The sequence below is a fragment of the Streptomyces sp. NPDC006643 genome (genome assembly GCF_042870175.1).
In the GTDB taxonomy this organism is placed as follows: Bacteria; Actinomycetota; Actinomycetes; order Streptomycetales; family Streptomycetaceae; genus Streptomyces.
Genome location: NZ_JBIAHA010000001.1, coordinates 263,736 through 282,322 on the forward strand (window position 1 = coordinate 263,736; position 18,587 = coordinate 282,322).

At 72.4% G+C, this 18,587-nt stretch carries 17 protein-coding genes; 4 read left to right on the forward strand and 13 right to left on the reverse strand.

Annotation, left to right across the window (positions count from 1 at the left end; all coding sequences use genetic code 11):
• Positions 1-106: 106 nt before the first annotated feature.
• The 7 genes from ACFYNU_RS01035 to ACFYNU_RS01065 form a co-directional block, all read right to left on the reverse strand.
• A complete protein-coding gene (locus ACFYNU_RS01035; RefSeq protein WP_356589829.1) occupies positions 107-811 on the reverse strand; it encodes a DsbA family protein in 705 nt (234 codons plus the stop codon).
• A 94-nt stretch (positions 812-905) separates the two neighbouring features.
• Entirely contained in the window at positions 906-1,676 is a 771-nt protein-coding gene (fabG, locus tag ACFYNU_RS01040; RefSeq protein WP_356589827.1) for a 3-oxoacyl-ACP reductase FabG, read from the reverse strand.
• Entirely contained in the window at positions 1,673-2,782 is a 1,110-nt protein-coding gene (locus ACFYNU_RS01045) for a beta-ketoacyl synthase N-terminal-like domain-containing protein (protein ID WP_356589825.1), read from the reverse strand. The genes fabG and ACFYNU_RS01045 overlap by 4 nt, the downstream gene beginning before the upstream one ends.
• Positions 2,782-4,014 carry a beta-ketoacyl-[acyl-carrier-protein] synthase family protein gene (locus ACFYNU_RS01050; RefSeq protein ID WP_356589823.1) on the reverse strand — a complete coding sequence of 411 codons (1,233 nt, stop codon included), beginning with the start codon at positions 4,012-4,014 and terminating at the stop codon, positions 2,782-2,784. The genes ACFYNU_RS01045 and ACFYNU_RS01050 overlap by 1 nt, the downstream gene beginning before the upstream one ends.
• Before the next feature lie 35 nt (positions 4,015-4,049).
• A complete protein-coding gene (locus ACFYNU_RS01055) occupies positions 4,050-4,328 on the reverse strand; it encodes an acyl carrier protein (protein WP_356589821.1) in 279 nt (92 codons plus the stop codon).
• 88 nt (positions 4,329-4,416) lie between these two features.
• Positions 4,417-5,352: a LysR family transcriptional regulator gene (locus ACFYNU_RS01060; protein WP_356589819.1), complete on the reverse strand. Its 936-nt coding sequence runs from the start codon at positions 5,350-5,352 to the stop codon at positions 4,417-4,419.
• Between the two features lie 167 nt (positions 5,353-5,519).
• Positions 5,520-6,308: an AfsR/SARP family transcriptional regulator gene (locus ACFYNU_RS01065; protein ID WP_356589817.1), complete on the reverse strand. Its 789-nt coding sequence runs from the start codon at positions 6,306-6,308 to the stop codon at positions 5,520-5,522.
• 328 nt (positions 6,309-6,636) lie between these two features.
• On the opposite strand from ACFYNU_RS01065, the gene ACFYNU_RS01070 reads away from it, so the two are divergent.
• Positions 6,637-7,452: an ABC transporter ATP-binding protein gene (locus tag ACFYNU_RS01070; protein WP_356589815.1), complete on the forward strand. Its 816-nt coding sequence runs from the start codon at positions 6,637-6,639 to the stop codon at positions 7,450-7,452.
• Positions 7,449-10,001 carry an FtsX-like permease family protein gene (locus ACFYNU_RS01075; RefSeq protein ID WP_356589813.1) on the forward strand — a complete coding sequence of 851 codons (2,553 nt, stop codon included), beginning with the start codon at positions 7,449-7,451 and terminating at the stop codon, positions 9,999-10,001. The genes ACFYNU_RS01070 and ACFYNU_RS01075 overlap by 4 nt, the downstream gene beginning before the upstream one ends.
• Before the next feature lie 191 nt (positions 10,002-10,192).
• On the opposite strand, the gene ACFYNU_RS01080 is transcribed toward ACFYNU_RS01075, so the two are convergent.
• The 6 genes from ACFYNU_RS01080 to ACFYNU_RS01105 form a co-directional block, all read right to left on the reverse strand.
• The gene (locus tag ACFYNU_RS01080) at positions 10,193-11,194 is read right to left on the reverse strand and encodes a helix-turn-helix domain-containing protein (protein ID WP_356589811.1); all 1,002 of its coding nucleotides are present in this window, start codon (positions 11,192-11,194) and stop codon (positions 10,193-10,195) included.
• A gap of 52 nt (positions 11,195-11,246) precedes the next feature.
• Complete coding sequence (locus ACFYNU_RS01085; RefSeq protein WP_388764698.1) at positions 11,247-12,179, reverse strand: ATP-binding cassette domain-containing protein; 933 nt, start codon at positions 12,177-12,179, stop codon at positions 11,247-11,249.
• A gap of 43 nt (positions 12,180-12,222) precedes the next feature.
• The gene (locus tag ACFYNU_RS01090; protein WP_356589807.1) at positions 12,223-12,441 is read right to left on the reverse strand and encodes an MbtH family protein; all 219 of its coding nucleotides are present in this window, start codon (positions 12,439-12,441) and stop codon (positions 12,223-12,225) included.
• Between the two features lie 201 nt (positions 12,442-12,642).
• Entirely contained in the window at positions 12,643-14,202 is a 1,560-nt protein-coding gene (locus ACFYNU_RS01095) for an amino acid adenylation domain-containing protein (RefSeq protein ID WP_356589805.1), read from the reverse strand.
• Between the two features lie 93 nt (positions 14,203-14,295).
• Positions 14,296-15,030, reverse strand: coding sequence for a 4'-phosphopantetheinyl transferase superfamily protein (locus ACFYNU_RS01100; protein WP_356589803.1), 735 nt, complete (start codon positions 15,028-15,030; stop codon positions 14,296-14,298).
• A 7-nt stretch (positions 15,031-15,037) separates the two neighbouring features.
• Complete coding sequence (locus tag ACFYNU_RS01105) at positions 15,038-15,748, reverse strand: tryptophan 2,3-dioxygenase family protein (RefSeq protein WP_356589801.1); 711 nt, start codon at positions 15,746-15,748, stop codon at positions 15,038-15,040.
• 299 nt (positions 15,749-16,047) lie between these two features.
• Here ACFYNU_RS01105 and ACFYNU_RS01110 point away from each other — a divergent pair, with 299 nt between their 5' ends.
• On the forward strand, positions 16,048-16,254 hold the full coding sequence (locus ACFYNU_RS01110; RefSeq protein WP_356589799.1) for a hypothetical protein: 207 nt from the start codon (positions 16,048-16,050) through the stop codon (positions 16,252-16,254).
• Between the two features lie 29 nt (positions 16,255-16,283).
• Positions 16,284-18,581, forward strand: coding sequence for a TOMM precursor leader peptide-binding protein (locus tag ACFYNU_RS01115; RefSeq protein WP_356589797.1), 2,298 nt, complete (start codon positions 16,284-16,286; stop codon positions 18,579-18,581).
• Positions 18,582-18,587: the final 6 nt, after the last annotated feature.

Here is an 18,587-nt window from a genome sequence, read left to right on the forward strand (position 1 = left end):
TGATTTGTCGGACACGGCCTGGCAGTGGTCACGGTTGTCACACCGGTAATCGTCGGATCCCGCGCTGACAGCCGGCTGAGACGGCGCTGACAGGCCGTCGGAGTGGTCAGCCGCAGCCGCCGGCGTGGCCGTCGTCGACGGACGCGGCGAGGCCGACGGCGGTGAGCGCCGGGGGCTCGGACCGGGCGGTCTGCGGAAGGTCGCGCAGATGCGCGACGAAGTCGTCGAGCCGGTCGAGCCCCCAGTAACGCCGGTAGCCGTGCACCAGGAACGGCACGCCGAACACACCGTCCTTGTTGGCGTCGAGCAGCAGCTTGATGCCTTCGGCGCGCAGTTCGGGCACGTCGGCGGCGCGGGAGAGCCGGAGCGGGTCGATACCCAGCTCCAGGCCGATGTCCTCGATCGTCTGCCGGTCGCAGACGTCCCGGCCGCGCCCGAAGCGGGCCCGGTAGACGGCGTCGATGTAGTCGTGGCCGCGGCCCTCCCGGGCGGCGACGAGGTACGCCAGGTGCGGCACCTCCCACACCGGCTCGCGGTCCACCGGCCAGGACACGGTCAGACCGCGGGCCTTGGCGAGCCGGCCGACGTCCTGGAGGATGTACCGGTTCTTCTCGCGTGACATCTCCGCGTACGGGAACCGGCCGCCCTGTTCGGTCAGGAGCCGCGCGGTGAGCGGGTCGGGTTCGAAGAACGGGATCCACTCCAGGCTCTCGGCCAGCTCCCGGTGCCGGCCCATCACCTCGCGGTAGGCCAGCCAGGAGTACGGGCTGCGCAGGGAGAAGTAGAACTTCGGTGTCTTGGTCCTGGGCATGGTGACGCCCCCTTCTTCTCGGACTCGGACGCGGACGTGGACGCGAACGCTCGGACGCTCGGACGCCGACGCGGACGCGGGAGGTGAAGCCGGGTCAGACGACAAGCCCGCCGTCGATGCCGAACACCTGTCCCGTGATGTACGAGGCGCGCTCGGAGGCGAGGAAGGACACCAGGTCGGCGACCTCCTCGGGGCGGCCGAACCGGCCGAGCGGGATCCGCTCGGTCACCTTCGCGGTGTACGTGTCGTCCAGGCCGGCGAGCATGTCGGTCTCGATGAACCCGGGTGCGACGGCGTTGGCGCGGATGCCGTAGCGGCCCGCCTCCTTGGCGAGCGCCTTGGTGAAGCCGATGATCCCGGCCTTGCTCGCCGAGTAGTTGGTCTGGGTGGCGTTGCCGTACACACCGGCGACGGACGAGAGGGTCACCACGCTGCCGGTCCGGCGCTTCATCATCGCGAAGACGGCGGCCCGGCAGACGTTGTACGTGCCGTCCAGGTTGACCCGGAGCACCGCGTCCCAGTCGCCGGGGGCCAGCATCACGAGCGGGTTGTCGCGGACGACGCCCGCGCAGGAGACGACGGTGTGCAGCGGGCCGAGATCCCGTTCCGCCGCGCGGACGAAGTCCCGTACGGCGTCGTGGTCCGCCACGTCGGTACGCGCGGTGAACACCCGGGCCCCGGCGGCGGCGGCCTCCTGCGCGACGGCGTCCGCCGCCTCCTTGTTCGACTGGTAGCAGAAGGCGATGTCGTGGCCGTCCCGGGCGAGCCGGGTCACCACATGGCGGCCGATGCCCCGGGAGCCGCCGGTGACCAGGGCGACCCGGCGCCCGGCTGCGGGTATGCCGGTTTCCTTGGGAGGTGTCATCGCGGGGACCCACCGCCCACGAGGACGGCGCAGCCGACCATGCCGTCCCGCTCCACCGCGGTGACCAGGGCCGCCTCGCCGGGCGCGAGCCCGGTGTCACCGGCCACGGCGAGCGAGGCGGCGAGCTGGAGGCTGGTGGCGGCGGCCGAGGTGTCGCCGACCAGGGCGCTCAGCCGGATCCAGCGCGGCTCCGCGTCGTCCGGCAGGTCCTCCAGCACGTCCCGCACGGCCGCCTCCTCCGCGGCGACGTACGGGCCGCCGCCGCCCAGGGGGACGACGGTGCGTATCTCGCCGGGTTTCACGCCGGCCGCCTCCAGGGCGCCGCGCAGGCAGTCGGCGAGTGTCCGCCGGACCGAGTCCGGCTCGGCGAACGCCCGGAAGCGTACGGCCGCGACCTCGGCGAGCGGCACGCGCCCCGCGGCTGCGGCGTCCTCGGCGCTCTCCACCAGGAAGACGGCGCTGCCCTCGCCGAGCGGCGTTCGGCGCTCCTCCTCGGGACGGCCGTGCCACTCCAGCCAGGAACGCTGGGTGGAGTACTCCTCGACCGCTCCGCACAGCGCGCGGACGCAGTGGCCACCCTTGAGCAGCCGGACGGCGTAGCTCAGGGCCAGCAGGCCCGTCAGGGCGCCGCCCGCGATGGTGGTGTTGGGGCCTTTGATGCGGTGCCAGATGGCGCTCTGCCCGGCGGCCCGGTTCATCACGGCGTTCGGGAAGCGGGCCGGGTCGACGTGGTAGGGGCGCTCGCCCAGATACGAGTCCTTGGTGAAGTCCATGATGCTCTGCACGCTGCCGGAGCCGGTGCCGAGCACGATGGCGGTCTGTTCGGGGTGGGCGGAGAGTTCGTCGTCGAGGTGCGGGACGAGCCCGCCGACGGTGGCGACGGCGAGGGCGGACAGCCGGTCCATCGTCCGGGTGCCCTTCTTGCCGACGTGCTCGCGGGCGGAGAACTCCGGTACCAGGGCGCCCTGTTCGAGCGGCCCGGGGTAGGTCTCGCGGTCCACGGCGGCCACCGCGCTGCGTCCGGCGGCGACGCCGTCGCGGAACGCGGCGTCGCCCACCCCGAACGGCGAGGTCGCCGACCAGGCGGAGATGATCAACGGTGACATCACGCTGCCTCCCTGACGCGGCCGAGGATCAGCACGGCGTTGTTGCCCGCGAAGGCGAGCGCGTTGTTCTGGACCACGTCGAGGCGGGCCGTACGGGCCTCGTTCGGTACGCAGTCCAGACCGCACTCGGGGTCCGTCTCGCGGTGGTTGATCGTGGGTGGGATGAAGCCCTCGGTGATGGCGAGGGCGCAGGCCGCCGCGGCGAGGGCGCTCGCGGCGCCCATGGAGTGCCCGATCATCGACTTGATGGACACGGTGGGCGGCGGGGTCTCGAAGACCTGCCGGATGGCTCCCGCCTCCGTCACGTCGTTGGCCCGGGTGCCGGTGCCGTGCGCGGAGATGAAGTCGATGTCCGACTCCTTGACGCCCGCGTTGCGGTGCGCCACCTCCATGCAGCGCGCGAGGCTGTCCTGGTCCGGTGCGACGGGGTGGTGGGCGTCGCAGTTGAGGCCGTAGCCCAGCACCTCGGCGTAGATCCGCGCGCCGCGCGCCAGGGCCGAGTCCAGGCTCTCCAGGAGGAGGATGCCCGCGCCCTCGCCGGTGAGGATGCCCTTGCGGTCCTTGTCGAAGGGCTGGCAGACCTCGGGGGCGATGGTGCCCACCCGGTAGAAGCCGGCGAACGTCTTGCGGCACACCGCGTCGGCGCCGCCGCACAGGGCGGCCTCGACCTCGCCGCTGCGGATGGCGTCGAAGCCGCTGCCGATGGCGTAGTTGCCCGCGGCGCAGGCCGTCGGGATGGTGAGGGCCTCGACGTCGACGAGGCCGAGTTCGCGGACGACGGCGCTGGAGAGCCGGCCGGCCTGGGCGCGGCGCGCCAGGCCGGCGGGCATCCGCTCGGGGCCCTCCTCCAGCTGGATCCGGGTGAGGTTGTCCAGGTCGCCGGATTCGGCGTCCGTGGTGCCGACCGAGATGAGGACCCGGCGCTCGCTCAGCTCCTGCGGCGTCAGTCCGGCGTCGGCGACGGCCATGCCGGCCGCCGCGACGGAGAACTGGGTGGCACGCCCCAGTTCCGCGGGGTCGATGCGGTGGATCCACCGCTTCGGGTCGAAGCCGGTCACCTCGCACCCGTTGGCGTGGGTGAATCCTGTCGTGTCGAAGCTGGTGATCGGCTTGACCCCGCTGCGGCCGGACCGCAGTCCGGCGAGGAAGTCCGGGGCGCCGAGCCCGATGCTGGTGACCGTGCCGAGTCCGGTGATGACCACTCGGCGCGGTGGCTGTCCGTCGTAGTTCACCCTGCGCTCCCGTCGTAATCGTCAGGCCGGGCGGGTCAGTTGGCCGGTGCGTGCTTGGCCGCGACGGATTCCTCCACGACGAGGACGACGGACTCCAGGTTCGCCATGCGGACCAGTTCGTTCTGGTCGATGTCGATGCCGAAGGCGCGCTCCAGCTGGGAGAGGATCTCGATGGCGCCCATCGAGTCGACCTCGTGGTCCTCCTTGAACCGGCTGGTGGCGGTCATGTCGGCCGGCTCGATTTCGAGGATGTCGCAGATGAGGTCCTTGATGCGGGCGTGGTCCTCGGGCTTCAGGTTCTGTGTGGTCGTCATGCCGACGATGCTGGCGGACCGCGCTGACACGGTTCTGACCGCCGGCTGACATCGGCGGAACCCGGGCCGGCGGCTCGCGGGAGCGCTCTCAGACGGCCAGCCGGCCCGTCCGGGGAGCGGGCTGCGCGGGCTGCGCGGGATCGTACGCGCGGTAGTAGGCCCGGACGGTCTCGACCAGTTGGCGCAGCGTCCGCTCGGGCATCGACCCGCGCCGCCAGATCAGCGCCATCTCGACATGCGCGGTCGAGGTGAGGGGCACGGCGGTGACACCGTCGATGACTCCCGACGGGGTGGTCAGCGCCACCACACCCATGTCGTGGACCCATTTCATGGCCTCGCGCTGGCTGTTGACCTGGTGCAGCACGTCCGCCGGGGCGGGACGCCCCGCCCCGGAGAGCAGGGCCTCCTCGACCGCGCGGAACCAGTGGGTGCTGGAGTGGAGCACCCAGGGCAGCCGGACCAGATGCGCCACGTCGACGGAGTCGCGGCCGGTCCACGGGTGGCTGTGGGCCAGCGCGGCCCGGACCGGTTCCCGCACGATCAGTACGCGGCCGAGGCCGGGTTCGTCGACACCGACGGCGGACGTGGGGCCGACGGCGTGCACGAGCGCGGCGGACAGGGTGCCCTGCCGCAGGGCCGCCACGGCGGCGTCGGGGGCGAGTGTCTCCGTGCGTACGACGGTGTCGGACAGCGCGGCCCGCAGCGCCTCGCGCAGCTTCGGCGGGGTCCACTCCGTGTTCCCGAGGCGCAGCGGCTGCGCGGACGCCGCGCTCGCCACCGCCATCACGTCGTCGGCGCGCCACACGAGATCGGTGAAGCGCGGGATGAGGAGCATGCCGAGGTCGGTGAGTGTGACACCCGTACGGGAGCGTACGAACAGCTCGCCGCCCACCGCCTTCTCGATGCGCTGCAATTGGGCGGTGAGGCTCGGCTGCGGAAGATTGAGTTCGCCGGCCGCGCGCGAGATGCTCCCCGCGGCGTGCACCGTCACCACTATTCGAGCGTGTCTCAGTTCGATATCCATATCCCGCCCCACCCTTGACCCGTTGTCAGACACAACCGAAGGCGCGGATGCACGCTAACTCGGGCCCGGGGGGCGGTATATGAAATTTCAGCGCTTCCTCAGTGGAAATTCAGCGTCCGCACACCGGGAAGTTGTAGAAGGGCGCGGCGCGCGGTCCTTTCGGCGGATCAGCGGCGGCCGTCCGCGAAGGTGAGCACCTGCCGGGGGCCGCCGAACAACAACTCGTCCTGTTCCAGGATGGCCTGATAGGCGCGGTGCAGTGCGGGGCCCGGCTCCAGACCGAGGTCGCCGGCGAGTCTGCGGCGCAGCGTGTGGAAGACGTCGAGCGCCTCGGACTGCCGCCCGTCGCGGTAGAGCGCCAGCATCAGCAGCTCGCTGAGGCGCTCCCGCTCCGGGTGTTCGGCGGCCATCTGCCGAAGCTCCGACACGAAGGTGCGCCGCGCGCCCACCGCCAGCCGGGCGGTGATCAGATCCTCGTACGCGGTCACGCGCCGGTCCTCCAGGTCCGCCGCGGCGATCCGGATCCGCAGACCGTCGTGCGCGTCCGTCAGCGCGGCTCCGCGCCACAGCGACAGCGCCTGCTCCAACTGGACGACGGCCTGCGCCGGATAGATACGGACCAGCTCCGCGCCCGCGTCCGCCTGCTCCTGGAACCGGTGCGCGTCGACCAGGTTCGGTGAGACGTCCAGGAGATAGCCGCCCCCGACGGTGCGGATGATCTCGTCGCCCTTCTCGTGCGTGATGGACGCGAGGAATCGGCGCAGCCGCCCGACGTTGACCTGGAGGGCGTTCCGCGCGTTGGCCATCTTGCGCCCCTCCCACAGCTCGTCCTCCAACTGGTCGGAGGAGATCGTGCGGCGCGGCGTCAGCGCCAGCATGGCCAGAATCGCCATGGCCCGCCGCGACGCCATCGCGTACTCGCGATTGCCGAACAACACCGATACAGAACCAAGCACTTGAATATCCATGAACCCCGCCCCCGTTTTCGCCGGCTGGAGCACCGAATATCTCCCGGGTACACCGATCGGGGGAAATACCATCCGAACCGCCGCACACCCGCCGGATGGTATGGCCGGATCTACACCCTTGCCGGTCTCGCACCCCGAAGAGATGATGGCGAACTCGACGGTCCCCCCGCCCTGTTCGCCCTTCCGCGGCGGCCCGGCGGCGACCGGTGACTTTCATCCTGCGCTTAATCATCTGTTACCCGCGCGCGGCTGTTCCTAGGATTTCCCGGTCGCGGTTCTCGCCACGTACACCCTCCTGACCTCCCTAAGGACACCCATGATCGGGACACAGGACCCGCACTCCGAGCCGGTGGTCCGGCTCTCGGCTGTGACCAAGCTCTACGGCGGACCGAAGAACCGGGTGACCGCCCTCGACGAGGTGAGCATCGATCTGCGGCGAGGTACCTTCACCGCGCTGATGGGGCCCTCCGGTTCGGGCAAGAGCACCTTCCTGCACTGTGCCGCCGGGCTCGACAGGCCGACGTCGGGAACCGTGCACCTCGACGGCGTGGACGTCGGCGCGCTCAAGGAACGGCCGCTGACCAAGTTGCGCCGCGAGCGGGTCGGCTTCATCTTCCAGGCGTTCAACCTGCTGCCCTCGCTCACCGTGCTGGACAACGTGATGCTGCCCCTGCGGCTGGCCGGCGCCCGCCCCGAGAAGGGCCGGGTCGACGACGTGCTGGAGCGGGTGGGACTGGGCGAGAAGCGCAGGAGCCGGCCCGGTGAGCTGTCGGGCGGCCAGCAGCAGCGCGTCGCCATCGCACGGGCCCTGATCACCCGGCCCGCGGTGATCTTCGCCGACGAGCCGACCGGCGCCCTCGACACCCGTACCGCGGCCGATGTCCTGGCCCTGCTGCGACAGGCGGTGGAGGGGGCGGGCCAGACCATCGCGATGGTCACCCACGACCCGGTGGCCGCCGCGCACGCGGACCGGGTGGTCTTTCTCGCCGACGGCCGGATCAACGGCGCGCTGGAGCGGCCGACCGTCGAACAGGTCGCCGAGTACATGACCAGCATCGGCAAGCGGGGCGGACGGGCCACCGACGGCCGCCGGTTCACCGACGGTCTGCCGGAGCGGGAGGTGCGCCGGTGATCAGGCTCGCCCTCGCCACCCTGCGCCACCACAAGGCCGGGTTCCTCGCCTCGTTCGTCGCCCTGTTCCTGGGCGCCACGATCATCATCGGCTCCGGTGGAGTGCTGGAGACGGGCATCCACAACGCGGCCCCGCCGCAGCGCCTCGCGGCGGCGCCGGTCGTCGTCACCGGTGACCAGCGCTACCACGACACGCAGGAGGGCCTGGTCTTCCCCGAGCGCGGCCGGATGGCCGCCGATGTCGCGGAGAAGGTCGCCGCGGTGCCCGGCGTCGACTCGGTGGTGCCGGACCTCTCGTTCCCCGCGGCCCTGGCGAAGGACGGCGCCCCGGGGGCGGGCGAGCAGGCCACCGGGCACGGCTGGTCGTCCGCGAAGCTCTCCCCGTACCGGCTCGTCGACGGCTCCGCGCCGGGGACGGACGGGCAGATCGTGCTCGGCGCACGCCTCGCGGAGAGCGCCGGACTGCGCCCCGGCGACCGTGTCGAACTGCGGGCCCACGGCGCTTCGAAGAGCTACACCGTCTCCGGCACCGCCACCGGTCCCGGCGAGGGCTCCGACATCTTCCTCTCCGACCCGGAGGCCGACCGGGTCTCCGGGCGCGGCGGCGCCACCGACAACCTCGGGGTGTTCCCCGCGGCCGACGCCGACCTCGGCGAGGTCGCCCAGCGGATCCGTACCGCCGTCGAGGGCCGGCCGATCTCCGTACTGACCGGCGACAGCCGCGGCCGGGCGGAGGACCCGGACGTGATCGCCGACGGCAGCGATCTGATCCCGATCGCCGCGACCTTCGGCGGTCTGTCGGCGATGGTCACCGTGTTCGTCGTGGCCGGCACGCTCGGCCTGTCGATCCAGCAGCGGCAGCGTGAACTCGCCCTGCTCCGCACCATCGGCTCCACACCCGGCCAGCTGCGCCGAATGATCCTGGGCGAGACCATGCTGCTCGCCGTGGTCGCCACCGCGCTCGCCTGCTACCCCGGACCCCGGTTCGGGCGCTGGCTGTTCGAGTCGTTCGCGGACGCCGGGGTGGTGCCGGACATCGTCGCCTTCCGCTCCGGATCCGTACCGGTGATCGTCGGGGTGGCGACGGCGCTCCTCACCGCGCTCGGCGCCGCGTACGTCGCCGCCCAGGCCGCGGCCCGCACCCGCCCGACCGAGGCGCTGGCGGAGGCCACGCTGCAACGCAAGTGGTTCAGCGGCTTCCGGCTGGTCGTGGGACTCCTCTGTCTGGCGGGCGGCGTCGCGCTCGCCTTCGGCACGGCCCGCTCGGCGGGACCGGACGCGCCCGGCGTCGCGACACCGGCCGCGATGGTGTGGGCGGTCGCCTTCGGGCTGCTCGGCCCCGTCCTCGTACGCGGCATGATGTCCTGGCTCCGCGGCCCCGTGGGGCGGCTCTCCGGACTCGCGGGCCATCTCGCCACCCGTAACGCGCAGGCCAGGACCGGGCGGCTGGCGTCCGCCGTGATGCCCGTGATGCTGGCCAGCGGTCTCGCCATCGGTCTGATCTACATGCAGACCACGCAGGACGACGGGGCGGACAAGGCGTTCACCGAGTCCCTGCGCGCGGACCTCGTGATCACCTCCGACTCCGGTGCGCTGCCGCTGGATCTGGTGGACACCGTCAAGGAGCAGCCCGGCGTCGCCGCGGCCTCCGCCCAGGTCTCCACCCTCGGCTATGTCGAGCCCGACGAGCCGCTGCGGCCCAGCCAGGGCGAGGAGTCGGCGGGCCCCCAGCCCACCGAGCTCTCGCTCCAGGGAGTCACCGCCGACGGTCTGGACAGCACCACGGCCTTCCGCGCCTCCTCGGGCGACCTCGGCCGACTGAGCGGCGACACGGTCGCCCTGCCGTCGCGCTACACGCACGGCCACGACATCGGCGACACCGTCCCGATGCGCCTCGGCGACGGCACCCAGGTACGGCTGAAGCTCGTGGCGACCGTCGACGGCGAACGCGGCTACGAGACCGCTCTCGTCCCGGCGTCGGTCCTCGTCGGGCACACGGAGGGCGGGCTCGTCCCGCAGATCCTGGTCAGCGCGGCGCCGGGGACCGACCGCGCCGAACTGGCAAGTGCCCTCTCGGGGTTGGCCGCCGAGCAGCCCGGCCTTCGGGTGACGGACCAGGACGTGGTCAAGGCCATGCGGTCGGACTCCGGCGACAAGCAGACGCGGATGGCGTATCTGGTGCTCGGGGTGGTCGTCGGCTACGCGGCCATCTCGCTGGTCAACACCCAGGTGCTGGCCACCACCGAGCGGCGCAGGGAGCTGATGCTCCAGCGGCTCATCGGGTCGACGCGCCGTCAGGTCATGCAGATGATGACGGTGGAGGCGCTTCTGGTGTCGCTCGCGGGGCTCGTGCTCGGCTTCCTGGTGGCGGCGGCGACGCTCGTTCCACTGAGCCTGAGCATCCAGGGCTCGGTGCTCCCCGAGGGCTCGCCCTGGATCTTCGTCTCGGTCGTCGGCATCACCACGGGCCTGACCCTGGCGACGACGCTGGTCGCCGGCGCGGCGGTGCTGCGGGGCAACCCGGGAAGCGCGGCGACCCTGCGCGAGTGACGGACGGACGGTGTACGTCCCCGCCCCGGGACCGGTGCCATCGGCGCCGCGTCCCGGGGCGCTCGCGTGCCCCGGCGCACACACGTCGGCGTCCGCCGCTCCGGAGTGCGGGGCGACGGACGAGGGGCGTTGGCCGAGGGTGCCGGACAAGGGCGGGACTTCGAAGACTGCTACGGCTTCGACGACTGGGCCTACGAGACCCGGCGGGCGGCCGGCAGCGGCACGGCCGGAGCCGAGGCGGCCGGCCGGGCGCGGGTGACTCCGATACGGGAGAGATCGCCCACCGGGCGCTCGGCGGCCGGCAGCGGGGACATGCCCCGGAGCAGGGCCAGGCCGAGCGGGGTCAGGGTGTGCAGGACGGTGTTGCGGATCCGGCGCGTGGTGATCAGACCGCTCCTGCGGAGCACGGCGGTGTGCTGACTGGCGCCGGCGGCGGAAATGCTGAGCTGGTCGGCCAGTTGGCCGGTGGTGCAGCTGGCGCGCAGGACATGCAGGGCCGCCGCGCGGGTCTGTCCGACGAGCGCCCCGAGCGACTGGCCCGACTCGTCGTCGGAGGCTCCCCACAGGGTCGCCGCCTGGTGGATGTCGGGCGGTGCGGCGAACGCCACGGTGACCGGCCCGCTCTCCGCCAGCCGTCTGACCACCCGGCCGGGCCGGTGGTTCAGGAACACCGAGGGGGTCAGCACCAGTCCGCGCCCGTCGAGCCGGACGGTCTCGTCGGGCCCGTCCTGGATCTCCAGGACCGGCGCCTTCCAGACGATCCGGGAGTGCAGCGTCGACAACAACTGCTCCACCCCGCCGGTCATCAGCACCCGGCCGCGCGTCTCGCACTCGGCCTCCAGATGGACGAGCATGTTCTCCCAGTACGGCGCCACGGTCGCCCGCCAGATCCGCGACAGGTCGCCCGTCGACGGATGGAAGGGCGCCTGCCGCGTCGCGGCGGCGCTCCCCCACCGGGTGTTGCGCTCGATCCGCAGCAGCAGTTCGTCGAGACCGGGGAAGTCGCTGCCGCCGGACAGCGGCAGCGGCCGTTGCGCCAGACGTTCGCTCACCTGGCCGCGCCAGTTCGCGAACGGCGGGCCGACGCCGCGCCCGAGCAGTCCGTGGGCGAAGGCCGACTCCACCAGCGGCCCGGCGGTGATCTTCAGTCGTACCCGGGAGAGGTCGGCGGCGGTGAAATGGATTCTCTGCATGGGGATGCCTTCGTGCTCGGGCCCGGAAGGGGAAGCCGCAACTGCCGTCCGGTCAGGTCGACTTGCCGGTGAGGGTGACGAAGACGTCGTCGAGCGTGGGCCTGCGCAGCGCGAAGTCCGCGACGTCCACGCCCTCGTGATGCAGCTCCTTCGCCACGGACGCGATGCTCTCCATGCCGCCGTCGAGCGCGACGGAGACGGTGCGCCTGCCGGTGTCGACGGTCGGCTCGCCGGTCGCAGCCCTGCCCAGCGCGGCGACCGCGCCCGCGATGCCCTCCACGCGCGCCACGGACACCTCCAGCCTCTCCTCGCCGACCTTCCGCTTCAGCTCGTCGGACGTGCCCTCGGCGATCACCCGGCCGGACTCGATCACGGCGATCCGGTCGGCCAGGAAGTCGGCCTCCTCCAGATACTGCGTGGTCAGCAGCACCGTGACACCGTCGGAGACCAACTCCCGTACCACCGACCACAGAGCCATCCGGCTCACCGGGTCGAGCCCGGTGGTGGGTTCGTCGAGGAAGAGCACCGACGGCGTTGCGACCAGACAGGCGGCCAGGTCGAGGCGGCGCCGCATGCCGCCGGAGTACGTACGGGCCGGCCGGTCGGCGGCACCGGCCAGATCCAGCAGATCGAGCAGGTGCGCCGCCCGGTCGCGGGCGGCGCGCCTGCCCAGATGCACCAGGGTGCCGATGAGGACGAGGTTCTCGCGCCCGGTGAGCACGTCGTCCACCGCCGCGTACTGCCCGGCCAGTCCGATGCGCCGGCGTACCTCCGCGGCCTGCCGCACCACGTCGAAGCCCGCCACCCGGGCGTACCCGCCGTCGGGTTCGAGCAGGGTCGACAGCATCCGTACCGTTGTCGTCTTGCCGGCCCCGTTCGGGCCGAGCAGTCCGAGCACGGTGCCGGCCGGGACCGCCAGGTCGACGCCGTCGATCGCGCGGGCCTGCCCGTAGTGCTTGTACAGGCCCTCGGCCTGAATAGCCATGTTCACAGCTGTTCCTCCGCCCCCCTGGTGGACCGGCGCCGGCTCAGGCGGCCGGCGTGTCCGCGGCCTCGCGCAGGCCGCGCGGGCGCATGTCCGTCCAGTGCTCCTCGATATGGGCGAGCGCGACGTCGCGCGAGCTCTCGCCGAGGGCGACCGTCCAGCCCGCGGGCTGTTCGGCGAAGGAGGGCCACAGGGAGTACTGGCCTTCGTCGTTCACCAGCACCAGGAAGCCGCCGTCCGCGTCGTCAAAGGGATTCGCCACGTCACACACTCCGTGTCCAGGTCGTCGGATGGCCCGGCCGGTCGTCCGGGCACCTTCGATGCTGCCTGGCCGCGCTGACACAACGCTGAGCGGACGCTGACGCGAGAACTGCGGGGGCGTGCGGGATGCACGGGACGTACGGCTGACGCGCGAGGGCGGGTGAAGTGGCGTACGTGGAAAGGCTCTTGACGTGCCGTCACGTCACCCCGGCAGTGCCACGGCCCTGTCCCGGGTGGCGGCGACGTCACGCTTGCCGTTGGCGTTGGTGACGATCTCGTCGACCGTGTGGACGGTCTCGGGCACGAGCGCGGAGGGCAGCACCGCGGCGAGCGCGTCACGTACCGCGTCGGCCAGCTCCGGGCGCCCGGCGGCCGTCGCGTCGGGCCGTACGAACAGCTCCAGGCTGTCGACGGGGCCCCGCACCACGTCGAACACCGCGTCGGCGACACCCGGCACGGCCAGCACATGATGGCGCAGCTCGCCCGGCTCGACGCGGTGGCCGTTCACCTTCAACTGGTCGTCGCGGCGCCCGAGATACAACAGGGCGCCCTCCGGCAGGAGTTCGACCATGTCCCCGGTGCGATAGGCGCGGCCGGCGGGACCGCCGAGGTCCTTCTCGTCGATGAACCGGTCCGCGGACGGCTGCCCCAGATATCCGGCCGCGACGGCACGCCCCGCGATCACCAGCTCGCCGGGCCGGCCGGCCCCGGCCGGCTCCAGGTGCTCGTCCACGACATAGGCCCGGGTGTTCCAGGCCGGCCGTCCGATGGGCACGGTCGGGGTCGTCGGGATGGCGGTGTTGTCGAACCGGTGCGCGCAGCAGCCGATCGTCGTCTCGGTCGGTCCGTAGTGATTGACGAGGCGTACCCCGTCGACGCGGGAGCCCAGAGCGGCGACGAGGGCGGGGTCGAGCCCCTCGCCGCCGAACATGAGCAGCCGGGTCGCCCGGTCGTAGCGCGGCGGCTCGGCCAGGACGTCGAAGAACCGCGCGTGTGAGGGCGTCATCTTCACGAAGGTGTACTTCCGCGCGCGTTCGCCGAACAGCGTGGCCTGGTCCCACAGTCCGGCGACCGTCACCACGCGGCGCCCCTGCGCGAGCGGCACCCACAGGGAGGTCATGGCGAGGTCGAAGCCGAGGCTGGCGAACAGCGGGCTTCCCCCGCCGCCGACGCCGACGAGATCGCCGCACCAGGACACGTAGTTGGCGAGCGCGCCGTGCGGCACCATGACGCCCTTGGGGGTGCCGGTGGAGCCGGAGGTGAAGACGACGTACGCGATGTCCTCGGGTCCCGGCAGGAAGCTCCGCGACGGTACGGGGCCCTCCGGTAGCGCCGACACGTCGATGACGGCCATGCCGGGCCGCGACGGCGGCGCGGGGGTGGCCGTCGCGTCGTGGACCAGCGCGACCGGCCCGGCGACGGACAGGATCGCCGAGGTCCGGTCCGCCGGGTGCGTCGGGTCGATCGGCACATAGGCCGCGCCGACGGCCATCACCGCGAGCGCGGCCACCACGGTGCCCGCAGTCCGGTCGGCGAGCACCGCGACCCGGTCACCGGGCTCGACGCCCGCCTCGTCGAGGACCGCGGCGACGCCGAGCACCCGGTGCCACAACCGCCCGTACGTCAGGGTCGCTCCGGCGGACTCCACCGCGACGGCGTCGGGCGTCGCCCGCGCGTGCCGGCGCACCATCCGTACGAGGGAGGCGACACCGACGGGACGCTCGGGGCCGGCGAGCGAACTGGGGTGGGGCGCTGGGCGCATGGCTACTCCTGAGGTCGGGCGGCGCACGCCGGGAAGCCTAGGAGCGCTCCCCTACCGCGGCCACACTCTTAAGTACGAGCCGAAACTCACCGGTCAGCCGGGCCGGCCCGGTCCTTCGCCGGCGACGACGACGGCCGCGACCAGCACTCCGTGCCGCGACAGCCACCGCCCCGTGAACTCCCGCCGCCCTCCCGCAGGGGCGGGGCGCAGCACCGTCGCGCCGAAGGTGTGCCCGTCGGGGGCGAACGTCACCTCGACGTCCCGGAAGCCGAGCGGGATCCGGGTGGGCGGGAACCACGCCTTGTAGACGGCCTCCTTGGCGCAGAACAGCAACCGGTCCCAGCACGGTCCCGGTCGCTCACGCGCGAGGTCCGCGTGCCGGGCCCGCTCCTCGGGCAGGGAGACGGTGAGCAGCACACCGTCGCGCAGCGGTCGGCAGGGTTCGGCGTCGACGCCGAGCGCGTGCGCGGACCGGGTCAGGGCGACCACGGCCGCGCGATAGCCCGCACAGTGCGTCATGCTGCCGAGCACTCCGGGCGGCCAGCCGGGCACGCCGTCCGGGTCCGGTATCAACGGCACGGCGCCGAGGCCGAGTTCGCCGAGGGCGCGCCGTGCGCACCGGCGGACGTCGGTGAACTCCGCGCGCCGTCCTTCGGCCACCTCGCCCAGGGCGGCCCGTTCCGCCGGCAGGAGTCCGTCACCCGGCCGGTCCGTCCCGGGGCCGGGGGGAGGGCCGGGGCGAGCGCCGGGACCAGGGCGAGGGCCGGGGCCGGGGGCGGTGAGGACGTCGGCCCCCACGACGCCGTACGGCAACAGTTCCTGGATCACGGTGGACTCAGGTCAGTGGCTTCCACACATCGGGCAGGACCCTGCGGAGCGCGGCCCGCCACAGATAGGCCGCCCCGGCGGACCCCGCCGTACCGGCGCTGTTCCCGATGAACCGCTCCGCGAGTACGGCGTGCCTGGCCCGCCACACGGTGACGGCCTCGTCGAACGCGAGCAGCGCCTCGCGCACCCGTCCGCCGGCCTCCCGGTCCGCGCAGCGGTCCACATAGCCGCGGTAGGCGTCCTGGACCGAGCGCTCCTCAAGGCGCTTCGTCAGGCGGGCGCGGTCCCGTTCGGTGAAGCCGGGAGTGGTCAGATAGCGGGTGTCGCGCAGCCCGCAGAGGAACTCGATCTCCCGGAACTGCACCGACTGAAAACCGCTGGCCTCCCCGACCTCCTCCCTGATGGCGTTGAAGCCGTCGTCGGCCATGGTCGCGAGGCCGTCGAAGTGCTTGGTCAGCGTGGACATGATGGCGGGCAGCGGAGCCGCTCTGCGAACGGCCATGGCCGCGTCGTCCGCGTCGAGGGCCGCGCGGACCTCCTCCAGATGCCTCAGCAGGACGGCGAAGAAGATCTCGCACGACTGATGGGTGGACAGGAACAGGATCCGGTCCATGTCGTCGTCGTGGACGCACGCGGCTTCCAGGACTTCGTCGAGTCTGAGCAGCTTCCCGTAGGTCGGTGAGGCGGTCGCGGGCAAGGTGGCGGTCGCACTACTCACAAGGGCCTTCTTCCTCGCAGATGAAAGAGGTCTGCGCGTGCGGATCGAGGGTGTGTCCCCCTGAGCCCATGAGCGTAATGACGCCGCGTCCGGCAAACACCAAGGTCAAGCGGTGGCTTAAAAGCGCACCATCACCGGACGTGAAAACTTCACCCCGCAGTGGTGACCGGCGCACTGTCATCGGATCGTGACCCCTTGCAGAATCTCCCATCAGCACCACGGGAAACACCGACCCCCCACTGCGTCAACACAGTGCAACCACATCATCAGCCTCCCTTGAAGCAGAGGACTTTCCTGTCATGAATCCCGTTATTTCCAGCGTGCGCCCCTCCTTCGTCCAGCTCTCCGGCACCGGCGCCCTCGCCGGCCCCGCCCGTGGCGGTCTGACCATCGAGCACCTCGACGCGCCGTCCGAGCACGCCGTCGCCCTGGCCAGCTTCTGCATCGCCTCCACCGACTCGGCCCTGTCCACCGGCGCGCGCAACGCGGGCGGACTCACGCAGTGACCGGGCCCGACGGCCGGAGAGAGCTTTCCTTGTCGGCGACGACGCGGGACGACGACGTCCTGCTGGGATTCAAGAGCCATCTGCGCCCGGCCGTGTCGCTGGGCGACGCCACCTATCTGGTGTCCAGGCGAGGGGTCACGGCCCTCCAAGGCGCTCAAGTGGACATCCTCGTACCACTGTTGGACGGGACCCGCACCCGTAGTGCGATCCTGCGGGAGGCCGGCCGCTTCCTGAGCACCGAGGAGGTCGACGCGTCGCTCGACTCGCTGGAGACCGCGGGGCTGCTGCGCTGCCGCGCCGCGGCTCCGGCCGGCGGCGGGCCCGCCGATCCGGCCGCCGAGGCGTACTGGGACCTGATCGGTCTCGACAGCGGCCCGGCGGCGGCGCGGCTCGCGGGCGCCACCGTCCTGATCGAGGCGTTGCCGGGCACCAGTTCGCACGCCGTGGCCGCGGCCTGTCGCGCGTCGGGCGTCACGGTCACCGAGGACCGGGCCCGCGCCGATCTCGCGCTCGTCCTGTGCGACGACTATCTGTCGCCGCAACTCGCGGCGGTGGACCGGGCCCATCGCGCGGCGGGACGGCCCTGGCTCATCGCCAAGCTGTGCGGCGCCGACCCCTGGGTGGGCCCGGTCTTCCGGCCCGATGCCGGGCCGTGCTGGCACTGTCTGGCCGTCCGGCTGCGCGGGCACCGGCGCGCGGAGCTGCCGGCCCAGCGCGCCCTGGGGCTGGCCGGCCCGCTCCCCCGCCCCGTCGCCTCGCTGGCGGCGGGACGCTCGCTGGCCGTCGACATCGCCGTGCTGGAAACGGCGAAGTGGCTGGCCGGGGCGCGGCACACGGACCAGCGGCACATCCGCACCCTGGACACGGCGCGGCTGCGCACGACGTCCCATCCGGTCCGCAGGTCCCCGCAGTGCGCGCACTGCGGGGACCCCGGGATCGTCGCCCGGCGGGTGCGGGAGCCGTTCGTGCCGGCCTCCCGTCCGAAGGCGGCGGCGGAGGGCAACGGTCACCGGGCGCTGTCCACCGCGCAGATGCTCCGGGCCCACGGGCATCTGGTCGATCCGGTGACCGGCATCGTCAAGGAACTCCGCCGGGCACCCGGCACCCCGGACTTCGTCCACAGCTATCTGTCGGGGCAGAACCTGGCCATGGAGTCGGCGACACTCGCCGGGCTCAAGGCCGGGCTGCGGGCGCTCAGCGGCGGGAAGGGACTCACCGAGACGGAGGCCAGGGTCAGCGCGCTGTGCGAGGCGGTGGAGCGGCACAGCGGCACCCTGCACGGGGACGAACCCACCGTGCTGGACACCTACCGCTCGCTCGGCGCCGACGCGGTGCACCCCAACTCCTCCCAGCTGTACGCGACTCGGCAGTTCGAGGAGCGGCAGAGGTGGAACGCCCGGCACTCGCGCTTCCAGCATGTCTCCGCCCCGTTCGACGAGACACGGCCGACCCGGTGGACTCCGGTCTGGTCGCTGACCGGCGGCACCCAACGGCTGCTGCCCACGTCGCTGCTGTACTTCGCGGGCCCCGGTCAGCCGCGCGGCCCGGTGGACGGCCTGTGGGCCGACTCCAACGGGAACGCGGCGGGCAGCAGCCCCGAGGACGCCCTGGTCCAGGGCTTCCTCGAACTGGTCGAGCGGGACGCCGTGGCGTTGTGGTGGTACAACCGCACCCGGCAGCCGGGGGTGGACCTCGACACCTTCGGTGAGCCGTACGTGGAGCGGCTGCGCGCCGGATACCGGCGGGTGGGGCGGGAGTTGTGGGTCCTGGACCTGACGTCCGACTTCGGGATACCGGTGCTGGCCGCGCTGTCCCGGCGTACGGACAAGCCTGCGCAGGACGTGATCTTCGGCTTCGGCTGCCATTTCGATCCGCGGATCGCCCTGCGCCGGGCGCTGACGGAGATGGGCCAGCTGCTGCCCGCGGTCGGCGGGGCCCGGCCCGACGGCACCGGATATCTCATCGACGATCCGGAACCGCTCTCCTGGTGGCGCGGCGCCACGGCCGCCGGACGGCCGTGGCTCACGCCCGATCCGCACACCGCGCCGCGGGCTCCGGGGCACTGGGCCGTACCCCGGCGCGCCGATCTGCTGGACGACGTACGGGCGATCACGGACCTGGTCCGGGGCAAGGGCCTGGAGCTGCTGGTCCTCGACCAGACGAGGCCGGACGTCGGGCTCCCGGTGGTCAAGGTGATCGTGCCGGGTCTGCGGCACTTCTGGGCCAGGTACGCACCGGGGCGACTCTTCGACGTACCGGTACAGCTGGGCCGGCTGGACGCGCCCACGCCGTACGAGGAACTGAATCCGGTCCCGCTGTTCGTCTGACGCCGG

Excerpts from the sequence above, each read along its gene's own strand:
- ACFYNU_RS01035 (WP_356589829.1), bottom strand. The coding sequence starts at position 811 with ATGCCCAGGACCAAGACACCGAAGTTCTACTTCTCCCTGCGCAGCCCG.
- fabG (WP_356589827.1), bottom strand. The coding sequence starts at position 1,676 with ATGACACCTCCCAAGGAAACCGGCATACCCGCAGCCGGGCGCCGGGTC.
- ACFYNU_RS01045 (WP_356589825.1), bottom strand. The coding sequence starts at position 2,782 with ATGTCACCGTTGATCATCTCCGCCTGGTCGGCGACCTCGCCGTTCGGG.
- ACFYNU_RS01055 (WP_356589821.1), bottom strand. The coding sequence starts at position 4,328 with ATGACGACCACACAGAACCTGAAGCCCGAGGACCACGCCCGCATCAAG.
- ACFYNU_RS01060 (WP_356589819.1), bottom strand. The coding sequence starts at position 5,352 with ATGGATATCGAACTGAGACACGCTCGAATAGTGGTGACGGTGCACGCC.
- ACFYNU_RS01070 (WP_356589815.1), top strand. The coding sequence starts at position 6,637 with ATGATCGGGACACAGGACCCGCACTCCGAGCCGGTGGTCCGGCTCTCG.
- ACFYNU_RS01080 (WP_356589811.1), bottom strand. The coding sequence starts at position 11,194 with ATGCAGAGAATCCATTTCACCGCCGCCGACCTCTCCCGGGTACGACTG.
- ACFYNU_RS01085 (WP_388764698.1), bottom strand. The coding sequence starts at position 12,179 with ATGGCTATTCAGGCCGAGGGCCTGTACAAGCACTACGGGCAGGCCCGC.
- ACFYNU_RS01095 (WP_356589805.1), bottom strand. The coding sequence starts at position 14,202 with ATGCGCCCAGCGCCCCACCCCAGTTCGCTCGCCGGCCCCGAGCGTCCC.
- ACFYNU_RS01110 (WP_356589799.1), top strand. The coding sequence starts at position 16,048 with ATGAATCCCGTTATTTCCAGCGTGCGCCCCTCCTTCGTCCAGCTCTCC.